This is a genomic window from Weissella cibaria, from assembly GCF_004521965.1.
In the GTDB taxonomy this organism is placed as follows: Bacteria; Bacillota; Bacilli; order Lactobacillales; family Lactobacillaceae; genus Weissella; species Weissella cibaria_A.
The window spans coordinates 17,327-39,621 of record NZ_SDGK01000025.1; the positions used below are offsets into that span (position 1 = coordinate 17,327).

A 22,295-nucleotide genomic window follows, 5' to 3' on the forward strand; every position below is an offset into this window, starting at 1 on the left:
ATGTCACGATGGCATTTGAAACAACAGTTAAGGTGGTAGGCGATCCAGTAACGTATCGCTTCAACCCACAATTAAAGAAATATGCGCTCGGTGATACAGGCTTTGTCACTAATAATGCAGGTGCGTACGTGATGCAACGTTCACTCGAACCAGCTAAGGGATTGGCAAAGGCTATTAAGCTTAAGGTTGTCGTTGATAAGGATTTATCTGGTGTGAAAATTAAAACGGTTAATCCTAACGGGGCAGCCACGGTGAACATTTTCAACCGCAAAGATAACGCTGAAATGATTGAACTCTATCGTTTCTACTTAAACGAACTGGTTGAACGTGAAATTTTATTTGCTGAATAATAAGAAAACGCAATGGCTAAGGATGGCGCCATTGCGTTTTTATTTATCCAGAACTTAAAGAAAATATTGATATTTGGGCATTTGCAAGGAGAAGGGATAACTAAAAGTTACGCTATTCTATAAAACACAACTTATCTTTTGTAATATTAACGTCACAAAAGGTTCAATTAAACCGAATTTTAAGGTAAAATCATGTAAAAATTCGCACTTTGGACATAAATTATCTGGTTTTTTAACTGGTTAATCATTTTTGTAGAAAAGTGATTAGAACAATGATTTCGACTAACAATTCGTGCACTGTTGCATCAAAGTGACCTAAAAACAGGCTTTTGAGATAGAGACGTAACGCAACGACTTTTATTTGTAACAGTACGCGCACTCAGGTTGGTAAACTAATATCTGTTGTTGAGAGGTACACGTGTCACAGTCGCAGAGCAATTTGGCCGCGACAGTTCGAACACATTTGTACATTTATAGATATAGAGTTTTAACCAAGAAGGAGACATATTCCCCATGAATAAGAAGATGATTACTGCATTGGCTGTTGCTGGTATGGCTACGTTCGCTTTGACTGCTGATGCATCAGCTGACACATACACGGTACAATCAGGTGATACGTTGTCACAAATCGCAGCAAACCACAGCACAACGATCGATACATTGGTCGCAAACAATGCTATTGCGAACGCTAACGTGATTTATGTTGGCGAGCAATTGGAAATTGATGCAGGTGCTTCAAACGCGTCATATGATGCAACGCAAGCTTACGTCGCACCAGTTGTTGCGTCACAAGCGCCAGCTGCAACGGAAGCAGTTGTTGCCTCGGCAGAGCCAGTTGCAACGTCAGTACCAGCTACGGTTGTTGCTTCAGCAGAACCAGTTGTTGCAGCAACGTCAGCTGAAGATACGACTGCTTACACAGCGCCTGTTGCCACAACCCCAGTTGCGACGACAACTACTACGGCTGCTGCTTCAGGTTCAACCTATGATCAATTTATTGCCGCTGGTGGAACTGACGCTATGTGGACAGCTATTGTTATGCCTGAATCAGGTGGTAACGTTGATGCCTCAAACGGACAATACCACGGATTGGGTCAGACTAACCAATCATGGGGTTACGGATCAGTTTCTGAGCAAACCTCAGGTATGTTGAACTATGCAACGTCACGTTACGGTTCAGTTGACAACGCCATTGCCTTCCGTGCAGATAACGGTTGGTGGTAAGATTTAACCAGATAATAATTAATCGGTAACACAAAAGCGCTTAACGAACACACTGTTCGCTAAGCGCCTTTTTAGTTAACTTGATGGCTTTTTGCGCCGTCAGGAAAGGCTAGCACGGATCCTGTGACGGGCCACATCCAATACTTTTGATTTGCGATCAATTGCATTTGTAGACTGTAAACATCTGTGGGGGTGGCCATAATGGTCGTGTCTGTGATGTGATCAGTTTGATAACGGCTTGGTACTAAAATTTGCGAGACCAACTGTCGGTCATCATCAATTAGAATACCTTCGCCAAGGGTATCATCTGCAAGTTTTACTAAACGTGTCATAAATTTCTCCAAATTTTTTACATGTCACGGAATAATTCTTGCCAGGCGGCTTTGTTGAGCTTCGGCTTTTTGCGTCGTGGCTGTCGTGGTTTAGGCGTATAGGTTGCTTTTTTATACTGCCGGACGATTTCAGACTGGATATCCTTTTCTAGTGGCAGGGAATGGGCAATAAAATCAATGGCATCAACCGGTAAATCTGGGTAGGCCGTGTGGTTGTCAATGAACCATTGGCGCATCTCGCTATTCAGCCCGGCATGACGCCGGATACGTTGAAGCAACTCATCCAAGCCGAAATCCAAATGGTGAATTTTGGTTTGTAACTGGCGCATGACAGCTTCGGGAATCCCAATGTGATCCGCAAAATGTGTAATGCCAAGTTTGATAAGTGTACCGTCTTCATTTTGAAGGACGTACTGGTGCTTCAAGCGACGACCACAGTCACAATAGAGTTGTGGTCCGTTATTCGCATCATAACTATCGTTGTAATTATAGGCGACAAACTGCCAGGTACTGCCGTGCCCGATTAAATTTTGATCAACAAAAAGCGAAGTGTGCTGATAACGAATATGCTTTTTCAACACTTCTTGCTGCTCTGACGTTAAATTATGCCAAGTTTCTTGTCGTCGTTCCCGTGTCAGGGCGACTTTTGACGACTTTGCGTGCGTTGCCATGTTTGACACGACCTTTCTAGTCAAAATACATGGTAACCATTATACGCGTTATTAGTAGCCCGCCTCAAGTAGGCGTTGTGAAATAGCGGCGTAGACTGTCTCAACATCGCGTGGCGTCCCGCGCAATTCATAGCTTGCAATCACAGGTGCCTGAAAGGAAACGGCATACCGGCGGGCAGTTAAGATGTATTGGGCGTTGAAATTTTTATTACCTGAGCCGATAATCCCTAATAAATGCTGGCGATTATCTCCATATGAAATTTGATCAGCCAGGGCATTGGTCATAATTTCTTTCACACCGTTATCGATGCCGTTACCACCATCGAGGTAAGTTGGTACAAATGCGAAAAATGGTGCCGTTTCATCTTGATCGAAACTGGCGTCAGAAATCTCGACGGCTTCAAACGTCAAATCAGTGTGTTTCGTGGCATATGTCACGAAATGATTGACAAAAGATCGCGTATTGCCGGAAATCGACGTATATAAAAGACGAACTTTCATGATGTATTCCTCATATATGTTTTTTTCTAATACTATTCCTATACAGTAGTTGATTCAACTCCTCTTTGCAAATTTTCGCATAACGGAAAGTTATTTTATAATATTTTTGTAACATTCACGTCGAAGCCTAATGTGGCGGTGAATGCCGTTGTTAAGCCCTTTTTTGTTCGATATTAGTCCCTTGCATTCTGTTAGGTTCGTCGCTATACTCAAAAGCAGATATTAACTAATGTCACTAATTCAAAAAACGAAAGATGGTGGTGAATGATATGCAAAACGTTACCGTATATACGAAGAATAACTGTATTCAGTGCATGATGACGAAGAAGACGCTATCTCAATATGGGGTCAGCTATGTTGAGAAGAATGTTGAGGAAGACCCAACTGCCATGGCTTTCTTGAAGGATCAAGGTTATCAAGCGGTACCAGTTGTGTTCTCTAATACAGCCGAACCAATCAAAGGCTTCCGACCTGATTTGTTGGCGGAAGTTGCCAAGGCAATTTAAACAACCGCTTCATTAGTCGTACACACATGCTACTCAAACGTCGGTGCAGCCATAACGGGTTCCGCTTTACGTTCGGTAGCACAGGGGGAATAATTTATGGCACTAGGAACGCTCGATTTAGATAAAGTATCATACTTTGATCTAAATAATGAATTAAACATTCCAAAGGATAACAGTATCCAACTTGGAAAAGATAAGGAAGCACTAGACGCGTTTATTCGTGAAAACGTCGTCCCAAACACGCTACAGTTTGACAGTTTGCGTGACCGCTTTGATTATTTAATTGCACATGATTTTGTTGACCAAAAAATGTTGCAACAGTATAGTTTCAATTTCATCACGCAACTGCATGACTATTTAAAGTCTCAGGATTTCCAATTCAAGTCATTCATGGCCGCGTACAAGTTTTACGCACAGTATGCAGTAAAGACCAACGATAGCGAATATTATGTTGAAAGCTATATTGATCGTGTTGCGATGAACGCATTGTTCTACGGTGCGGGTAATGAAGAATTAGCTATGAATTTGGCTGATGAGATGGTTCATCAACGATACCAACCAGCAACACCATCATTTTTGAATGCCGGTCGTTCACGACGTGGTGAATTGGTGTCATGTTTTATCCTACAAACAACGGATGATATGAATGCTATCGGTCGTGTGATTAATTCAGCCCTACAACTTTCAAAAATTGGTGGTGGTGTCGGTATCAATCTTTCTAATTTGCGTGAAGCTGGTGCGCCGATTAAGGGCATTAGCAATGCTGCTTCAGGGGTTGTGCCAGTCATGAAGTTGTTGGAAGATTCTTTCTCTTACTCAAACCAAATGGGACAGCGTAACGGTGCAGGGGTGACTTACCTATCTGTCTTCCACCCGGATATCATGAGTTTCTTAGCAACCAAAAAAGAAAATGCTGATGAAAAAGTTCGCGTGAAGACGTTGTCGCTTGGGGTGACGGTCCCAGATAAGTTCTATGACTTGATTCGCTCAAATGCGGATATGTTCTTGTTCTCTCCTTATGATGTTGAACGTGAATATGGTGAGCCATTTAACTACATTGATATTACGGCTGAATACGACAACATGGTTGCAAACCCTAAGATTAAAAAGTACAAGATTCGAGCTCGCGATTTGGAAAACGAAATTTCTAAGATGCAACAAGAGTCAGGTTACCCATACGTGATTAACATTGACACGGTCAATGCTGCCAATCCAATCCACGGTAAGGTGATTTCATCAAATTTGTGTTCAGAAATTTTGCAGGTTCAAAAGGCCTCTGAGATCGATAATGAGCAACAATACGTCACGATGGGATCTGATGTTTCTTGTAACTTAGGCTCAACCAACATCGTGAACATGATGGCGACCACTGACTTTGCCCGTTCTGTTGAAACGATGATGCGTGCCTTGACGTTCGTATCTGATAATTCAGATCTGGATATTGTACCATCTGTCCAAAATGGTAATCGTGAATTACACGCGGTTGGACTTGGTGCCATGGGCTTGCATGCTTTCTTTGCGAAGAACCACATGTATTATGGTGATGAAGAAGCATTGGACTTTACGAATGCGTATTTCTTGATGCTGAACTACTATACATTGTTGGCGTCAAATAAGATTGCTAAGGAACGTGGCGAGTCATTCTATGAATTTGAAAAGTCTGCCTATGCGGATGGTTCGTACTTTAATAAGTATTTGATGGCTGATTGGTCACCAAAGACAGCAAAGGTTCAGGAAATTTTTGAACAACATCACTTCCCAACTAAGCATGACTGGGCAATGCTAAAAGAATCTGTGCAGAAGCACGGCTTGTACAATGCTTATCGGTTGGCAATCGCGCCAACGGGATCAATTTCATACGTGAATGATTCAACGGCATCTTTGCACCCAATCATTAATAAGATTGAAGAGCGGCAAGAAAAGAAGATTGGTAAGATTTATTACCCAGCACCATATCTTGGCACGGACACGTTGCCATATTATGAATCAGCTTACAATTTGGATATGCGTAAAGTTATTGACGTATATGCAACAGCACAACAGCACATTGATCAGGGTATGGCCTTGACGCTGTTTATGCGTTCGACAGTCCCATCTGGTTTGTATGAATGGAAAAATGGCCGGACGGATAAAATGACCACCCGTGACTTAAATATTTTACGGATGTATGCTTACCACAAGGGCGTTAAGTCAATTTATTATGTACGAACGTATACAGACGATATGGAAGAATTCGGGGTGAATGAGTGCGAAAGCTGCTCAATCTAGCGAATTGTGAAATAATAAGCAAAAAGCTAGTATAATCTAGCTATGATTTAAGAAACGGTCAGGGTCTTAAAAACTCTGACCGTTTCAATGTGTAAGTGATAGGGGATTGTTATGACTGAAGGATACGTTGCCATCAACTGGAATGAAGTTGAGGATGCGATTGATAAAGCAACATGGGAAAAATTAACTGAACAATTTTGGCTAGATACACGTATTCCGTTATCAAATGACTTGGATGACTGGCGTAAGATGACTGAAGAAGAACATTATCTGGTTGGCCACGTATTTGGCGGATTAACGTTATTGGATACGTTGCAGTCACAAGATGGTATGGCGTCATTGAAGCGTTCAGTGCGTACACAACATGAAGAAGCAGTTTTGAATAATATCGAGTTCATGGAGTCAGTACACGCGAAGTCATATTCATCAATTTTTGAAACACTGAATACGCCCGCTGAAATCGATGAAATTTTTTCATGGACAAATACCAATGATTTCCTACAATATAAGGCGCAACGAATTAATCAAATCTACCAAACTGGGGATGATTTGCAAAAGAAGGTTGCTTCGGTATTCTTGGAAACATTCTTATTCTATTCGGGATTTTATACACCGTTGTGGTACTTGGGCCACAACAAGTTGAATAATGTGGCGGAAATTATCAAGCTAATTTTGCGTGATGAATCCGTGCACGGTACTTACATTGGTTACAAGTTCCAGCTAGGATTCAATGATTTGACAGAAGACCAACAAAGCGAAATGAAGATGTGGATGTATGATTTGTTGCTAGACCTTTATAATAACGAAGAGCAATATACTAAGCACTTGTATGATGGGATTGGTTGGACAGAATCAGTGTTGACGTTCTTACGCTATAACGCAAACAAAGCGTTAATGAATCTTGGGCAAGATCCGTTGTTCCCAGATGGCGCTGAAGATGTTAATCCAATTGTTATGAATGGTATTTCAACGACTACATCTAATCACGATTTCTTTTCACAAGTTGGAAATGGTTACCGTTTGGGCCAGGTCGAAGTCATGGAAGACGGTGATTATAACATTGGTTTGGATTAGGTTGCATTTAAAAAATTAAAATGCTATCATAATTGCAAGATAAAAGTTAGGTGGAAACAGGTATGCGAATTGCGATGGCAAAATTAAATGGTTGGTGGCGCAGCTAACGCGTCCGAATTCTTGATTAACAGATTCGGTACGTGCTCTTTTAGAGCGTATTGAGTCTGTGCCGACTGATTTCCGTTAACGAAAGGTCTGCACGGGTTACCGAGCAGGCCTTTCTTTTTACCGCAAGAGGGTTTTGCCAGGAGACCCTTTTGCGGTTTTATTTTGTCATGATAGTAAGAGGATAGCGATATGAATAAGAAAGTGATGGTAGCGTTAGGGCTACTCGTGGCAGTGTTAGTGGCGGCCGGCGTGCAAGAGTCAGTTAGTGAGCAACGGGCAGCGAAAGTTCCAACGGTTGGCATTTTACAATTTATGTCTCACCCAGCTTTGGATGCAATTAATAAAGGTATTCACGCGGGACTGACTGAGAGTGGTTATCAAATTGGCCGGGATGTCAAAATTGATTTTCAAAACGCGCAGGGTGACCAATCTAATCTGAAAACGATGGCAACGAAATTTGCGGATGCTAATGATGCCGTATCGGTTGGGATTGCAACCCCAGCCGCAGTAGCGTTGGCAAACTCAATTAAGACGCAACCGGTGGTGTTTTCAGCTTCTACAAACCCGATTGGCGCTAAGTTGGTGAAGAGTTACCAGAAACCCGGTGGTAACGTGACAGGTGTGTCTGATCAAGCCCCTTTGTCAGCACAACTAAAGATGATGCGTGCATTTGTCCCCAGTCTTAAGATATTGGGGGTGATTTATACCTCCTCTGATGACTCGGCGACGACTGAGGCCCGCAAGATGATTACTTTAGCCAAGCAGGCAGGATTAAAGGTTAAAACCTATACAATTGCTTCTTCAAATGATTTAAATCAAACGTCGTTGCAAATGGTAGCAGGGCATCAAGTCGATGCAGTATTCGTCCCAACGGATAACACCATTGCTGGTGCCATGACGACGCTTCTCAAGAATACAGACGCGGCCAAGGTGCCAGTCTTCCCAACGGTTGACACGATGGTGGCAGATGGTGGCGTGGCAGCTGAATCAATTAACCAAACGAAATTGGGTGTCATGACTGGAAAAATGGTAGCCAAGATTTTGAAGGGGTCTGACCCAAAGTCAGTGCCAGTTGATTTTACCAAGGCCGGCGAATTAGTCGTGAACAAAGTACAATTAGATAAACTTGGTCTGACATTACCACGTGGGTATGCAGACGCAAAGCTTGTAAAGTAAGGAGGACACACAGATGAGCATTTTAGTTTCAGCCATTGGGCAAGGGTTATTGTGGGCGACACTCGGTATTGGGTTGTTCTTAACATTTCGAATTTTAGATTTTCCGGATATGACTGTTGAAGGAACGTTTCCACTGGGGGCAGCCGTGACAGTCACATTGATTGCAAACGGCATGAACCCAGCGTTAGCTAGTTTGACTGCTGCGTTAGCCGGTGCGTTAGCTGGTCTGGTTACCGGTTTGATTTATACCAAGGGTAAGGTTCCTATTTTGCTAGCTGGTATTTTAACAATGACTGCCATTTATTCGATTAATTTGCGTGTCATGGGTCAAGCGAACCGGTCACTACTGGGGAAAGAAACGTTGTTTACGGCGCCTTTCTTAGACTTCTTGCCTAAGAGTTTTCCAACGGTTATGGTGGGGTTGCTCATTATCATTGCTGTGACAGGTGCCACAGCGGCATTTTTGCAAACGGAATTAGGACAGGCGTTTATTGTGACTGGTGATAATCGTGCAATGGCACGTTCATTAGGGGTCAATACAGATAATATGACCATTATGGGACTGATGGTATCGAATGCCTTAATCGGCCTTGGGGGTGCTTTAGTCGCACAAAATAACGGGTTTGCCGATGTAAATATGGGGATTGGGGTTATCGTGGTAGCGTTGGCTTCTATTATCATTGGTGAAGTTATTTTTACTGATCAAATGTCACTGACGGACCGGTTGATTACGGTTGCGATTGGTTCAGTACTTTATCGTTTTGTTTTGGTCATCGTTTTGTATCTTGGCTTTAACGCGAATGATTTGAATCTCTTTAGTGCTGTTGTACTTGGATTGGCGTTGATTTTGCCACAGCTACGCAAGCACTTCAAGTTAGGTAGTGTATTACGTAAGGGGGTCGCCTCACATGACTAAGACGAGTTTAAGGTTAGAAAATGCAACGGTGGTTGTGAATCAAGGCACACCTGAGGAAAAGACGATTTTAGATAACGTCTCATTGACGCTTAACGAAGGTGATTTCGTTACGGTGTTGGGTTCAAACGGGGCAGGTAAATCAACCTTGTTCAATGTGATTGCAGGGTCCCTGATGTTAACCACCGGTCATGTGTATCTTGGTGATCAAGACGTGACACGCCTAACTGAAACGCAACGGACGAAGTTCTTGGCCCGCGTGTTTCAAGATCCTAAGCTGGGTACTGCGCCCCGCATGACGGTTGCTGAGAACTTATTGTTTGCTGAACGGCGGGGAGTGTCACGTCGTCTAAAGTGGCGGGGGCTGACCAAAGAAAAACTGGCTGAGTTTGCGACGGTTGCCGCAATGATGGGAAATGGGCTTGATGCACGTTTGCATGTCGCGACTGGTGACCTATCGGGTGGACAGCGACAAGCCTTGTCATTTCTCATGGCGACAAGGCTACGACCTGAGTTACTGTTGCTTGATGAGCACACGGCGGCGCTTGATCCCAAGACCAGTGAGCAGCTGATGCGCGTCACGGACCAACGAATTCGGGAAGACGAATTAACAGCGTTGATGATTACACATCATCTTGAAGATGCAATTCAGTATGGTAACCGACTAATTATTATGTCTGCTGGAAAAGTATCGTTAGATGTTGCTGGTGCGGATAAGACAAAATTGGCGGTGCCGGATTTGCTTGAATACTTTAATCGTTATTAACAAAAAGCGCTCGCGTTTGAGTGCTTTTTTGTTGTGAGCTAGAGACTTAACCTGATGTTTTCCTAAAAGGCTGAATAAGTGGTAAATTAGAGGGTGAGTTTTTTTGCTGGAGGTATGGTATGAAAATTGATCGCACAAGACTGCTTGTTGTCGGTCGTGCAGTAATCGTGGGAATATTAGTTGGTATTATTGTGAGTGCTTTCCGCTGGCTAGTGGAAGCCATGTTAGAACAGTGGCGCTATATCTACCATCAAATTGGTCATGCTGCGAACTGGCCAATTTGGTTATCTGGCACAATTGTTGGGATGATTGGATTGACCATTTTGGTGGGCCTTATTATTAAAGGTGACCCAAATGTCAACGGATCAGGAATTCCACAAGTTGAAGGTCAATTGGCCGGACAGATGACGGTTAACCCATTTTCTGTGCTGTGGCGTAAGTTCACGGCGGGCTTAATCACAATTGGATCTGGTGCGATGTTGGGCCGTGAAGGGCCATCCATTCAATTGGGATCTGCCGTGGCACAGTTATATGGTGAAAAGCGGGGGTATGACGCCCGTGATACAAAATTAATGATTGCGATGGGGGCAGCAGCTGGTTTATCAGCAGCGTTTGGTGCACCCGTAGCTGGTACATTGTTTGTATTAGAGGAGGTTTATCGGACCTTTTCGATGTTGGTTTGGTTAGGGGCTTTAACGAGTGCCGTTGTGGCTGATATGGTGAGTGTGAACGTGTTTGGATTAACACCTGTGTTACACATGGCCAATTTGCATGCATTACCTTTGATTGATTATGCCTGGTTGCCATTATTCGGGATTTTACTCGGGTTGTTTGGTTATGTTTATCAACGGGCAACGTTGGCAGCGCCTAAGTTATTTGCTAGTTTAACGTGGCTACCACGTCATTATCACTTTATTGTGGTCTTTATATTGATGCTCCCAATCGGGATTTGGTTGCCTCACTTGCTTGGTGGTGGGGCCGGGTTAATTTTGAACCCAACGACAGCAACCGCTTCAATTGGTTTATTAGGTCTTATTTTAGTCATTCGGTTTGCTTATTCAACCTTAGCCTTTGGGTCTGGCGTTCCAGGTGGTATTTTCTTGCCTATTTTAACACTTGGTGCTGTTGCCGGTGCCTTATATGGCGCAATATTGATGCACTTTGGCTGGTTGCAACCAATTTATGTATTGGACATGATGATTTTGGGTATGGCTGGCTATTTTGCCAGCATCTCTAAGGCCCCATTTACAGCCATCGTTCTGATTGCTGAAATGGTTGGTTCGATGAGTCACTTGGTCGCCATGGCAATGGTCGCGTTGCTTGCGTATCTTGTGGTCGACTTTTTGGGTGGTGAACCCATTTATGAGTCCTTGTGGGCCCGGTTACGTTTATCTGATCAGCTGACGGAATTACGGGGACGCCTTGAAGAAATGACGATTGTTGTTGCACCGGGGAGTGCATTGGAAGATGCGGAAGTTCGTCAATTACAATTGCCTAAAGGTGTCCTTATTCAACGGATTCGACGTGGCGCGGAAGAACAGTTGCCCAATGGTGATTTTATCCTGCGGGTGGGCGATGAGTTGATCTTGTTAACTGATGAAGCGCAGTTTGGTAAGGTTTGGGATATTATGCAAGCCTTGAATCGGGAGGATCGTTAGAGATGACAAAACTTTTTTGGCAGCGTTTAATGGCGGTTGGTATTGGTGGTTTCTTTGGCGGAAGTCTTCGTGAAGCAGTCGCGCTGCTGGTTAATGTTACGGCTTTTCCGCTAGCAACGCTAATTATTAATTTGACTGGTACTTTCTTGTCGGCTTTTCTAGTCGTCATTTGGTCAAAAAAAGTGAGACTTGCGCAACCGGTTGCTGACTTTATCATGGTCGGCGTACTCGGTGCATATACCACATACTCAACAGCCATCTTAGATATGGTGAAACACGGTTGGTTAATTGGCGGTCTGTATATCCTTGTGAGTGTTGTTGGCGGTGCCGTAGTCGTCTATCTGGGGCGTTATTTAGCTGAAAAGGTGGTGGCAGTATGATACAGATTGTCGTTGCAGGCCTGGGCGCGATTTTCGGATCAATGGCTCGGTTCAGTTTGTTAGAGTTGGCGCCAAAAGTATTTGGTAAGGCAAGTTTTTGGATGGTGATGGTTATCAATCTGTCAGCCGCATTGTTAATCGGTTTTGCGTACGGCATGCAGTTACCGGTTATGCAAAATACGTTCTGGGCGACTGGTGTTTTGGGTGGTTATTCAACCTTTTCAACGCCAATTGTTGCCTTGGCAAATGGGCTGCAAAATACCGGTGAACGGGTTAACATTATCGGCCAAACCCTACTGGCGTTTGTGGGCGGCGTCCCAGTATTATTGATAGGCGCGTGGTTAGGGGCGCACTTTTGATTGGGAACGTGGTAAATCTAATACACGACGTAAACTATTTGGAGAAAAATAAGAGAAGATGAGCAAGATCGCGGTTTTGGTGGATAGTTCAAGTTATATTCACCCGAAGCTTTAGAAGCTTTAAATATTAAGCAAATTAACAATCCTATTATGATGGGCACACAAGTATTTCATGAGAATGAGGATTGGCAAACGTCGGCTGAATTTTATGAAATGGCCCGGACAGCAGCAACGCCTTTTACAACCTCACAGCCAGAAATAGGCGTCTTCATGACGGATTTTAATGACTTGGCTGTAGCAGGTTATACCGACGTGATTGCCGTGGTTTTGTCGAGCGGTATTTCAGGTACCTATTCATCAGTCCAATCATTGTCACAAACGATGGATAACATTAACATCCATGCTTGGGATTCACAAATTGCCGCAGCTGGAGCCGGCAATCAGGCTAAGTTAGCGGCCGAAATGGTGCAAGCTGGCCATGATGTACCAGCAATTTTGACAGCGTTGACAATGCTGCGTGGAACGACCAACGTGTATTTTGCAGTAGATGATATTCGTCATTTGCAACGTACGGGCCGAATTTCAGGTGGGCAGGCAATGCTGGGATCATTGCTAAATATCAAGCCAATGTTGACCTTTGAAGATGGCAAAATCATTGCAATTGGTAAGGAACGCGCCATGAAGCGGGCTTGGAAGAAAATGATGGCTGATTTTACAGCAATCCACGATGTTGCTACTTATTCATTACGCGTTGCTATTGTTGATGGTAACCATCCAGATTTGGCAGATAGCTGGGCGATTGAATTGCAAGCAGCGTTCCCGGATGTGGTTGTCGAACGTAGCATCATTGGGCCTTACATTGGCGTCCACACGGGCGAAAAATCCATGGGGATGATTTGGGGGCAGGATTACAAGTCGTTGTTATAAAGTTAAAGAATAGTTAAAGGTCTATACCAAACGAATGTTGGTATAGACCTTTTTTCATAAGGAATCATTGTCAAATCAATGGTTTAAGTGCAAAATAAAAACATTGGTATAGGAAATTATTCATACTGTTAATTATTTTTTAGGGGAATTGTGAAAATGAAGGATTATCTACAACGAATGGGTCGTTCGTTGATGTTGCCAGTTTCCGTATTGCCAGCAGCAGCGTTACTTGTTGGTATTGGTAATTGGATTTTGCGTTTACCGGGTGGTGTCGCGCAATCGATTGGAAATTTTTTGGCCTTTGCCGGTAATGGCTTGTTGGGCCAGTTGGCCTTGCTGTTTGCAGTCGGGTTGGCCTTGGGTATGGTGCAGAAGAAGGAAGCTGGCGCAGTTTCCCTAGCAGCTGTTGTGGCGTACGAATTACCTGTTAACTTATTAGCACCAAAGAACATCGCAGCGCTGATGAACATCAAGCTTAGCGCCGTAAACCCTGCGTTTGATGCTTTGGTGACAAATAATGTGTTGCTTGGTATTATTTCAGGTTTGCTAGCGGCAGCAATGTATAATCGCTTTAGCGAAGTACGGTTACCAGCTGCTTTAGCCTTCTTTAGCGGTAAGCGTTCAGTGCCGATTATTACAGCAGTCCTAATGTTGTTGGTTTCGGTTGTATTATTATTGGTATGGCCACCAGTTTATACCGTATTGGTTACGTTTGCGAAGTTGATTTCTGGTCTTGGCTGGGAAGGAGCCGGGCTGTACGGTTTTTTCAACCGCATGTTGATTCCAACTGGTTTGCACCACGCGTTGAATTCAGTCTTTTGGTTTAATATTGCCGGTATTAACGATATTGGTAATTACTGGAACTCAACTGGCGTTAAAGGTGTAACAGGTATGTACCAAGCCGGCTTCTTCCCAATTATGATGTTTGGGTTACCGGCTGGTGCTTATGCTATTTATCGGCAAGCACGTCCCGCGCAAAAAAAGCGGATTGGGTCATTGATGCTAGCAGCTGGCATTGCGGCCTTCTTCACGGGGGTCACTGAGCCGCTTGAGTTCTCATTCATGTTTGTGGCTTGGCCATTGTATGTGATTCACGCTGTTTTGATGGGCTTGTCATTGGCCATCGCGGCCTTCTTCCACTGGACGTCAGGATTTACGTTCTCGGGTGGTTTAGTCGATTACATTCTGAGTTATTCAATGCCATTGGCGAATAAGCCATACATGTTGATAGTACAAGGCCTCGTATTTGCGGTCTTGTACTACAGTATCTTTACCTTCGCAATTAAGAAGTTTAACTTGATGACGCCTGGTCGTGATCCTAAGGATGACGATGACGCGGCTAACGATGTCCAAGTTGGTAAAGCTGCAACGGTTGGTGGGGAGGATAAGTACCTCCGCACAGCCCGAATGGTATGGTCAGCGTTAGGTGGCGACGCAGCTGCCAAGGATAATTTGACGTACTTGTACAACTGCACGACGCGTTTGCGTTACAAGATGACAGATACGTCACTTGCCGATGTGGATGCGTTGAAGAAGACGCCTGGTGTCATGGGCGTTAACGTTTTGGACGCTCACCAAATCCACATTGTCATTGGCCCTGATGTTCAGTTCGTGGCCGACAACGTTGAAAAGATTTATAACGGTGAGTTGTCATCTAAGTTGGAGAAGCCATTGTCTGCTGATGAGGTGAAGGCAGTTGATGAAGCACCAGCTGGCAAGGAAGAAAACTTCTTTACGGTTGCTAACGGTGCCCTACTTCACCTGGAACACGTCCAGGATGAGACGTTTGCCTCAAAAATGATGGGTGACGGTTTTGCTATTGAACCCGCTGACGACAATATCTTGGCACCAATTGACGCCGAGGTCACGATGGTTTCACCAACCAAGCACGCTATCGGCTTACGGACGGAAAGCGGTTTGGAAATCTTGGTGCACATGGGAATCAACACTGTTGAACTAAACGGTGAACCATTTGATATCAAGGTGGCCGTAGGTGATAAAATCAAGCACGGTGACTTGCTTGCGACAATGGACATTGCTGCGGTTAAGGCTGCCGGCAAGCTTGCAACCACGATGGTTATCTTCATGGGTTTGTCAGAACAAGCCGAAGTCAAAGTTGATGATGAAGAGATTTTTGACGGTATTGCAGGGAATTATGTTGGTCGCGTGATTTTCTAGTAACGACATTCTAAAATTCAAACACAAAAACTCGTCTTTACGGTTGTAGTAAGTTAGCTACAATTGTGAGGACGAGTTTTGTTTTTTAAATCGTAGGTGAATTGTCAATTCAACCGGAACACTTGAGATAAATAATATTCTTTAGCCGATCTCCAGCCGAAAAGCTTTCGAGGTCGGCTATTAATTTGCTCAACCATTTGTTCAATGTATTCGTCTGAATAATCTTCGATTGCAGTCCCTTTAGGGACGTACTCACGGATTAGCCCATTTGTATTTTCGTTGGTCCCGCGTTGCCATGGAGCGTGGGGATCAGGAAAGTAAAACTGGACATCGAATTTCTTTGTTATCTCATCTTGCGCACTGAATTCATTTCCGCGGTCTGGAGTTAAAGTCTGTATCTGACTGGTTGGAAGGGAATCTAGCATTGAACCTATGATTCTCATAACATCGACGGTCTTCTTTGATGCCGCTCGTTTTGAAAGTAATATTCTGGTCTTCCTATCAACCATTGTGACCAATACTTGACCGCCTTTACGGCCAATAACAGTGTCCAGTTCCCAATCTCCAATTCGAGAGCGACAACCTGCTTCTGCAGGTCGCTCGTCAATCGTATTTGGAATTCTAATCTTACCTCGACGTTCGACATGACCTTTAGTATGTCGAGTTTTTCCTCTATGCCGAAGCGCACGAGCAATGCCCCGAGCTTTGTGACTTTTCACCGGCTGGCCCAAGTTATCTCTATAAATCGCTCGGTAGATTGTATTTGCGCTAATAATCGTATGACCTCTTGAAATCTTTAGTCGACCAGCTATCTGTTCAGGCGACCAATGTTTTTGATTGATTCCATATATAACTAGTTCTCGCAGTTCAGTGTTATCTAACTTTCGGCGTTTATGCGACTTCGTTCGAGCAAGCATGTGCTTTTGATCGGCATCCTCAGCTTCATAAGTTGAGCCAACACAGCGGGCAATCTCACGAGAGATTGTCGAAGCGCTTCTACCAATTTCTTTTGCAATGCTACGCATTGACAACCCTTCTCTGAGTAAAACTTCTATACGTCCGCGATCAAATGCGGTAAGCTGATGATAATGACTCATAATGTTTCCTCGCGTTCTGTATGTTCTAGACAAACTACATTTTACGCTGGTTCATTATGAGTCAGTTTTTATTTAGCTTAGTGTTGCACTTGAATTGTAAATTCAAGCATAATAAAACCCCGAAAGTTACTTTAACTTTCGGGGTACACCGCAAATTCCAAAGGGCTTTTCTGCTACTTAAATTGCGACCAATCAGTATTAAGAATATCAACGTCAGTTGGAATGGTGACGCGTTCTTCTTGACTAAGCTGTTTGAATTGGGAGCGTTTCTGTCGTTCTTGGCGAACCGCTTTAACTGAATGATAATTCTTTTTTTGCCAAGCAACTAAAATAGTTTCGATGTAACGTAGGTTTAACGCTGCATTCAAAACGGCTTCCTGCACGGCCGCTTTGATGAATTCCGGCTGGAAATGATCAACATCAAACCAATTTTTAACTGTTTCCATTTCTATTTGACTTAATGGTCGGCCAAACTCTTGCTCAATAAGGTTGTAAATAGTTGCTCGGCTCAAATCATCTTTACTTTGGGCCGGTTCACCTTGAGTTTCAACCCGTTGTGCAGCTGCTTGTTTTGCCCCACTTGAAATACGCATTAATTGTGTATATAAAGGTTCAAAATCAAGTTCGGTTGTCACTCGCCCACTACCGTCGCGAACACTCACGAATTTAACTAAGCCTTTTATCCGTAATGATTCCAGATGGCCAAATACAAATTGCGGGTCCCATCCAAGTGCTTCGCCAATTTTTGTTGTACTAGGTTCTAATTCGCCATGGTCGATTCCGGCTTTAGTTTGTACGAAAACTAAAAATTCATCGTTACTCATTCCAAGGTCGCGATAATGTTGCAATAGATAGTTACTAATTGTGGTCTGACCAGCTTTTAGGTAGGCCGTCCAGTTTAGTTCTGATGTCATTAACGGTCTCCTTTCGCGTTTTATGCAGTAATATTTGTGATTAAAAAACCGATACAGTTATTGTACCGGCTTTTTAAGTTTATTTTCAGCTTATGGCCACAAACGGTTCATTGTTCGTGGGAATGGAATTGCCTCACGAATGTGCTCTTCACCAGTAATCCAAGTGACAGCACGTTCTAGACCAAGACCGAAGCCTGAGTGTGGCACTGAACCATACTTACGCAAGTCCAAGTACCATGAGTATTCTTTCAAATCCAAGCCTTGTTCCTTGATGCGTTGCTCAAGGTAATCGTAGTCTGTATCACGCTCAGAACCACCAATGATTTCTCCGTATCCTTCAGGTGCCAAAAGGTCAGCTGAAATAACGACGTCGTCACGATCAGGGTGGCGCTTCATGTAGAAGGCCTTAATTTCCTTAGGGAAGTTTGTGACAAAGACTGGCTTTGCAAAGTGATTAGCCAAGAATGTTTCTTCAGGTGAGCCAAAGTCAACACCCCACTCAACATCAAAGTCGTTTTCTTGCAAAAGCTTGATGGCGTCATCATATGAAACGCGTGGATAAGGGAGCTGTGTGTATGATTGCAACAACTCCTTGTCACGGCCTAGCAAGTCCAATTCGTATTGGTTACGATCCAAAACAGCTTGAATCAAGTAGGCGATGTAGCGTTCTTGCACTTCCAATGAGTCATCTTGTGTCATCCAAGCCATTTCAGGCTCAATCATCCAGAACTCAGTTAAGTGACGACGTGTCTTTGACTTCTCGGCACGGAACGTTGGTCCAAATGTGAAGACACGTCCAAAGGCCATCGCGCCTGCTTCAGCGTACAATTGACCAGTTTGTGACATGTAGGCATCCGTATCGAAGTATTCCGTGTGGAACAATTCGGTTGTACCTTCAGGAGCTGAACCTGTCAAAATTGGTGAATCAATCTTGACGAAGCCCTCCTTGTTGAAGAATTCATAAGTTGCAGCAATGATTGTGTTACGAATACGCAAAACTGCAAATGGCTGGATGTGACGTAGGTACAAGTGACGGTGATCCATCAAGAAATCAGTACCGTGCTCCTTCGGCGTGATTGGATAACCATCAGATTCACCAACCACTGTCAAATCCTTAACCTGCATTTCGTATCCGAATGGTGAACGTTCGTCTTCACGAATTGTTCCAATCAAATACATGCTTGTTTCTTGTGTCAAAGCCTTCGCCTTGGCGAAGACTTCTTCGCCAACTGCTTCCTTTGAAACAACACCTTGGAAGAAGGCCGTACCATCACGTAATTGCAAGAATTGCATCTTACCTGAACCACGCTTGTTACGTAGCCAAGCGCCTAGACGAACTTCTTGGTCGACATAGTTTTTCGCGTCTTCAATGCGAATTGTATCCATCTCTATGAACTCCCTTAATTAATATCAACTTATAAGTGTTGGATGGTTCGAACTGCTTTTCCATCCGAGAATTGGAAGGTAATTAAATTAAGATTACCTTGCTTATCAGTAAAGGTTACTTCCCAGACCGGGACCTGCTCATAAATGGCAAGGCCCAAACTGGTAATTCGCTTCGGCTGATATTTTGATTTAACGAGATTGCGCACCTCAGCAGCAGATAAGCCATTCTTCATTTGAACGGTTGTTATCTTTTTCGACTTATCCTTAACAATGACACCAATTTCTTGATGCTTCTTATTTTCCCCAATCACACTGTAGTACGTATGCTGTCGAGAAACTCGGAAAAATTGAGTTGCTGAGGTGATCTTATTTCGCTTCATCGCCAATTCCGTCACACGTTCCCGCGCAGTATTCACGGGACGTAGCGCAATCGACGCAACAGTTGCACCACCTGCGATAAGCACCAGAACAACGATTAAGCCAATCAGCCAACGTCGACCGTGACCACGACGCCGAGAACGGGACATTGTACGCATCTCCATCTTACGTGGCTCCTTTAGCTGTTTTGTCAATGCAAAACAAAATCATCTATTACTTTACCAATATTAGCGATGTTGGTCAAAGAATTTCTTCAATTCAGGGACAACATCTCGGTCTTGCGAAACGTGCTGTGTCATTTGATCTGGCATCATATTTCGCAGGGTCTTCCCGTACGACTTTGTTAAGATGCGTGGGTCATAGATGACGACCGCACCAAAGTCATCCGGCTTGCGAATTAAGCGCCCCACTCCCTGACGAAGCCGTAAGACAGCTTTGGGTAAGGTACTCTGGTAGAACGGCTGTTTACCATGCGCCATCAAAACGGCCTCTTCAGCACGTTGGAGGACGGTATTAGGTTGATCGAATGGCAAGCGGGCAATCACGACCAAACGTAATTGGTTACCCGGCAGATCAATACCTTCCCAGAAACTATTCGCACCAAGCACAACCAAATGTGATTCATTGGCCATGCGCTTCATAATTTTGCTACGCGTACCTGTCATTCCCTGCGCCAACAAGGTCATATTGCCCTGCTGCCAAGTTTGGTTTGACTGCATGTGATTATAAACCTGTTGAATCGTTTCTAATGAGTTAAACAATACCAGCGTGTTCTCTTGCACCGTAGTAGTTAACTGAACCAGCTGCTTCGCTAAGTAGCTAACGTAGCCGCTATCAGTTGGCGATGGTGCATTTTTAACCATCACTAATTCAGCTTGGTGCGCGAAATCGAAGACTTCGGGGTAACGCCGGGCAAAAACCGTCTCACGATCGATATTTAACCGATCATATAGGTAGCCCGATTTTGTTGAGGTAAACAAAGTTGCACCAATCACAGTTGGCGGCATGAAATGCGGATAAACCTTGTCTTTAAAGAAATCAAGCGTGTGTAACAACCCGCCACTCAACTTCAGATTACTGTTGTCGTGATTTTGATTTTCAGTTAACCAGAACACACTTGCATCTGGGAAATCGACCAAATCCTGTTGGAAACTGGTCAGACGTTGTTCGTATTTCGCAATACTTTCAAGTAACCGGCGAAAATCAGCCAGATGTTGGCGTTCGCTAAGTGAGAAGGCGTTCTTTGTGTTGCTAAATTGGGCTAACAAATAATCCAAAGAATCTGCTAGATCACGTACGGCCTGTCGCATGCTTTGCAAACGATGTGTTTGATCAACCCAAAATTGTGCTAAATCAGAGATTGGTAGCTCAACCTCATAATGACCCTCTGTTGCCGGTGTGTGTCCGTTTAGCAAGAAACGACGGTAGAATGCCACTTGTAATTTGGGCAATTCTGAAGACAATGCTTCAAGACTTTGCAGAAAACGTGACTTGAGCTGTTGCCCACCAACTAACCGGTTCAAAATAATCCCAATTGAAGGTTCGTTATCGCGCAAAACCAAATTTGACGCGTTCTGAACTCGTGTCAGCCAAACCTGAAATGGTAATTGATGGCGACTTTGTTCTAAGACTGCATTTGGCAAATTTTGCGCTTCATCAATAATTAAATATGGTGTATCAATACTATCGCCCAATTCAGCGGCATATTCTGCTAAGTAGGCGTGGTTAACAACCAAGAATTGGGCGTTTTGTGCCAAGGCCAAGACGTGTTGCCGTTCACTAAACTCGTGACCGTAATAAGGTGATCCTGCTGGATTATTGGCCGGTTGGGCTAATTTCGCCATAAAATCAGCTTGCGGGTTAATTAAGTTCAACTCGTCAAAATCGCCAGTTAACGTTTCGGTTAACCAAACTAGGATTTGTGCCTTAATAAATTGGAGGGATGTTGATCCTTCATCAACGCGAAGTGCGCGCTTGAAGCTCTGCAAGTTCAAGTAATGTGTGCGCCCCTTCAAACTGGCACCACGAACTTCAAACGGCAGAATATCCTTCAACGTTGTATTGATTGTTTCGGTCACTTGCTGTTGTAACGTAATTGTTGGAACTGCGACGACCACTTGCTTGTGCTGTTCATCAGCTAGGTATGCGTATGGCAACAAATAAGCTAATGTTTTCCCCATCCCCGTCGGTGCTTCCGAAACAAAGGCCGTTTCTCCTGGTGTTTCTGACAGTTCAGCCTCGGTGTAATGCGTGTAAATGGCATTCATCAACTTAGCTTGCTGTTCACGGTACGTCAACGTCTTGCCGTAAAGTTGCTCCTTCGCAGCCTTTTTCGCAGGATAGCTCGTTGCCTTACCAGTAACCAAAGGTGCTGGTTCTGAAAAACGACGTAACGCTAAACTATCGATCACTTGTAAGTGACCAGGCAATGGTTGTGGCTCTGCTTGATTTTTCGCTAACGCTTTTTCAAATACGGTTTTCGTGTCACGCGGTAGGACTAATGGCAAATCAGCTAATGCCTGAAGCGTAATCATCGGTAACCCTTCGGCCCTTTTTAAGATGGCAATTAACAACTCACCGGTTGCTAATGCATCGCTATCAGCCTGGTGCGGATGATCATGTTCGAGTGACAGGTAATTTGTCATGTCAACTAATCGGTAACCTGGTGCTGTCGGCCAAAGAATTTGACTAAGTGGCACTGTATCCAGAGCAGTACTTTTAAGCGTGGTTAACCCAACACGTTCGAACTCCGCATTTAAAAATGGCAAATCAAAATTGACATTATGCGCAACGAAGATTGTGCCTTGTAGCATCGCATGAAGTGTCATTGCGACGTCTTCAAAGAACGGTGCCCCTTTTACCATATTTTGATTGATACCAGTCAATTGTGTAATATTGCGGGGAATTTGCTCGCCTGGATTAACCAATGTTGAAAATTGATTGATGATTTTTTTGTTTTGTACGAATGCGACCGCAATCTGAATAATACGGCCCGTTTCGCTCGTTGTACGGGTTGTTTCTAAGTCTACAACCGCATAGATGTCTCTATTTAGCATCAGAGCGTACCACGACCTTCTTTTATAATATTTAAATTATACCATACGTTTTACTGATTCATTTCCCTATTTA

The 22,295-nt window shown here is 43.8% G+C and carries 21 protein-coding genes; 13 read left to right on the forward strand and 8 right to left on the reverse strand.

Going from position 1 to position 22,295, the window contains the following annotated elements; genetic code table 11:
* The first annotated feature begins 8 nt into the window (after nt 1-8).
* Nucleotides 9-350, forward strand: coding sequence for a DUF1831 domain-containing protein (locus tag EST42_RS03945; RefSeq protein ID WP_134644305.1), 342 nt, complete (start codon nt 9-11; stop codon nt 348-350).
* A gap of 513 nt (nt 351-863) precedes the next feature.
* On the forward strand, nt 864-1,574 hold the full coding sequence (locus EST42_RS03950) for a LysM peptidoglycan-binding domain-containing protein (RefSeq protein ID WP_134644306.1): 711 nt from the start codon (nt 864-866) through the stop codon (nt 1,572-1,574).
* 71 nt (nt 1,575-1,645) lie between these two features.
* Here EST42_RS03950 and EST42_RS03955 read toward each other — a convergent pair whose 3' ends face one another.
* From EST42_RS03955 to EST42_RS03965, 3 genes are read right to left on the reverse strand one after another with little or no spacing between them, the layout of a single operon-like run.
* Nucleotides 1,646-1,906: a hypothetical protein gene (locus tag EST42_RS03955; RefSeq protein WP_134644307.1), complete on the reverse strand. Its 261-nt coding sequence runs from the start codon at nt 1,904-1,906 to the stop codon at nt 1,646-1,648.
* A gap of 17 nt (nt 1,907-1,923) precedes the next feature.
* On the reverse strand, nt 1,924-2,577 hold the full coding sequence (locus EST42_RS03960; protein WP_134644308.1) for a hypothetical protein: 654 nt from the start codon (nt 2,575-2,577) through the stop codon (nt 1,924-1,926).
* 51 nt (nt 2,578-2,628) lie between these two features.
* On the reverse strand, nt 2,629-3,078 hold the full coding sequence (locus tag EST42_RS03965; protein ID WP_134644309.1) for a class Ib ribonucleoside-diphosphate reductase assembly flavoprotein NrdI: 450 nt from the start codon (nt 3,076-3,078) through the stop codon (nt 2,629-2,631).
* A gap of 269 nt (nt 3,079-3,347) precedes the next feature.
* Between EST42_RS03965 and nrdH the strand changes: the two genes are divergently transcribed.
* The 11 genes from nrdH to nagE all read left to right on the forward strand — a co-directional run bounded on the left by nrdH (nt 3,348) and on the right by nagE (nt 15,391).
* Nucleotides 3,348-3,584: a glutaredoxin-like protein NrdH gene (gene nrdH, locus EST42_RS03970; RefSeq protein ID WP_099087764.1), complete on the forward strand. Its 237-nt coding sequence runs from the start codon at nt 3,348-3,350 to the stop codon at nt 3,582-3,584.
* A gap of 96 nt (nt 3,585-3,680) precedes the next feature.
* A complete protein-coding gene (gene nrdE, locus EST42_RS03975) occupies nt 3,681-5,852 on the forward strand; it encodes a class 1b ribonucleoside-diphosphate reductase subunit alpha (RefSeq protein WP_134644310.1) in 2,172 nt (723 codons plus the stop codon).
* A gap of 111 nt (nt 5,853-5,963) precedes the next feature.
* A complete protein-coding gene (gene nrdF, locus EST42_RS03980) occupies nt 5,964-6,926 on the forward strand; it encodes a class 1b ribonucleoside-diphosphate reductase subunit beta (RefSeq protein ID WP_134644311.1) in 963 nt (320 codons plus the stop codon).
* A 297-nt stretch (nt 6,927-7,223) separates the two neighbouring features.
* Complete coding sequence (trpX, locus tag EST42_RS03985; RefSeq protein WP_134644312.1) at nt 7,224-8,210, forward strand: tryptophan ABC transporter substrate-binding protein; 987 nt, start codon at nt 7,224-7,226, stop codon at nt 8,208-8,210.
* Nucleotides 8,211-8,223: 13 nt separating this feature from the next.
* Nucleotides 8,224-9,126, forward strand: coding sequence for an ABC transporter permease (locus EST42_RS03990; protein WP_134644313.1), 903 nt, complete (start codon nt 8,224-8,226; stop codon nt 9,124-9,126).
* A complete protein-coding gene (locus EST42_RS03995) occupies nt 9,119-9,889 on the forward strand; it encodes an ABC transporter ATP-binding protein (RefSeq protein ID WP_134644314.1) in 771 nt (256 codons plus the stop codon). Before EST42_RS03990 ends, EST42_RS03995 begins: the two co-directional genes overlap by 8 nt.
* A gap of 119 nt (nt 9,890-10,008) precedes the next feature.
* Nucleotides 10,009-11,547: a ClC family H(+)/Cl(-) exchange transporter gene (locus EST42_RS04000; protein WP_134644315.1), complete on the forward strand. Its 1,539-nt coding sequence runs from the start codon at nt 10,009-10,011 to the stop codon at nt 11,545-11,547.
* 2 nt (nt 11,548-11,549) lie between these two features.
* Nucleotides 11,550-11,927 carry a fluoride efflux transporter FluC gene (locus EST42_RS04005; protein WP_134644316.1) on the forward strand — a complete coding sequence of 126 codons (378 nt, stop codon included), beginning with the start codon at nt 11,550-11,552 and terminating at the stop codon, nt 11,925-11,927.
* Nucleotides 11,924-12,286 (forward strand): CrcB family protein, encoded by a 363-nt coding sequence (locus tag EST42_RS04010; protein ID WP_134644317.1) that lies wholly within the window; start codon nt 11,924-11,926, stop codon nt 12,284-12,286. Before EST42_RS04005 ends, EST42_RS04010 begins: the two co-directional genes overlap by 4 nt.
* A gap of 150 nt (nt 12,287-12,436) precedes the next feature.
* Entirely contained in the window at nt 12,437-13,213 is a 777-nt protein-coding gene (locus tag EST42_RS04015) for a DegV family protein (protein WP_245150374.1), read from the forward strand.
* Between the two features lie 156 nt (nt 13,214-13,369).
* Complete coding sequence (gene nagE, locus EST42_RS04020; RefSeq protein ID WP_134644318.1) at nt 13,370-15,391, forward strand: N-acetylglucosamine-specific PTS transporter subunit IIBC; 2,022 nt, start codon at nt 13,370-13,372, stop codon at nt 15,389-15,391.
* A gap of 104 nt (nt 15,392-15,495) precedes the next feature.
* On the opposite strand, the gene EST42_RS04025 is transcribed toward nagE, so the two are convergent.
* The 5 genes from EST42_RS04025 to EST42_RS04045 form a co-directional block, all read right to left on the reverse strand.
* Complete coding sequence (locus EST42_RS04025; RefSeq protein ID WP_134643832.1) at nt 15,496-16,488, reverse strand: IS30 family transposase; 993 nt, start codon at nt 16,486-16,488, stop codon at nt 15,496-15,498.
* Between the two features lie 173 nt (nt 16,489-16,661).
* Complete coding sequence (locus EST42_RS04030; protein ID WP_134644319.1) at nt 16,662-17,402, reverse strand: DnaD domain-containing protein; 741 nt, start codon at nt 17,400-17,402, stop codon at nt 16,662-16,664.
* 90 nt (nt 17,403-17,492) lie between these two features.
* On the reverse strand, nt 17,493-18,788 hold the full coding sequence (gene asnS, locus EST42_RS04035) for an asparagine--tRNA ligase (RefSeq protein ID WP_134644320.1): 1,296 nt from the start codon (nt 18,786-18,788) through the stop codon (nt 17,493-17,495).
* 29 nt (nt 18,789-18,817) lie between these two features.
* Complete coding sequence (locus EST42_RS04040; RefSeq protein ID WP_245150375.1) at nt 18,818-19,330, reverse strand: cell wall elongation regulator TseB-like domain-containing protein; 513 nt, start codon at nt 19,328-19,330, stop codon at nt 18,818-18,820.
* 63 nt (nt 19,331-19,393) lie between these two features.
* On the reverse strand, nt 19,394-22,222 hold the full coding sequence (locus EST42_RS04045; protein WP_134644321.1) for a helicase C-terminal domain-containing protein: 2,829 nt from the start codon (nt 22,220-22,222) through the stop codon (nt 19,394-19,396).
* Nucleotides 22,223-22,295: the final 73 nt, after the last annotated feature.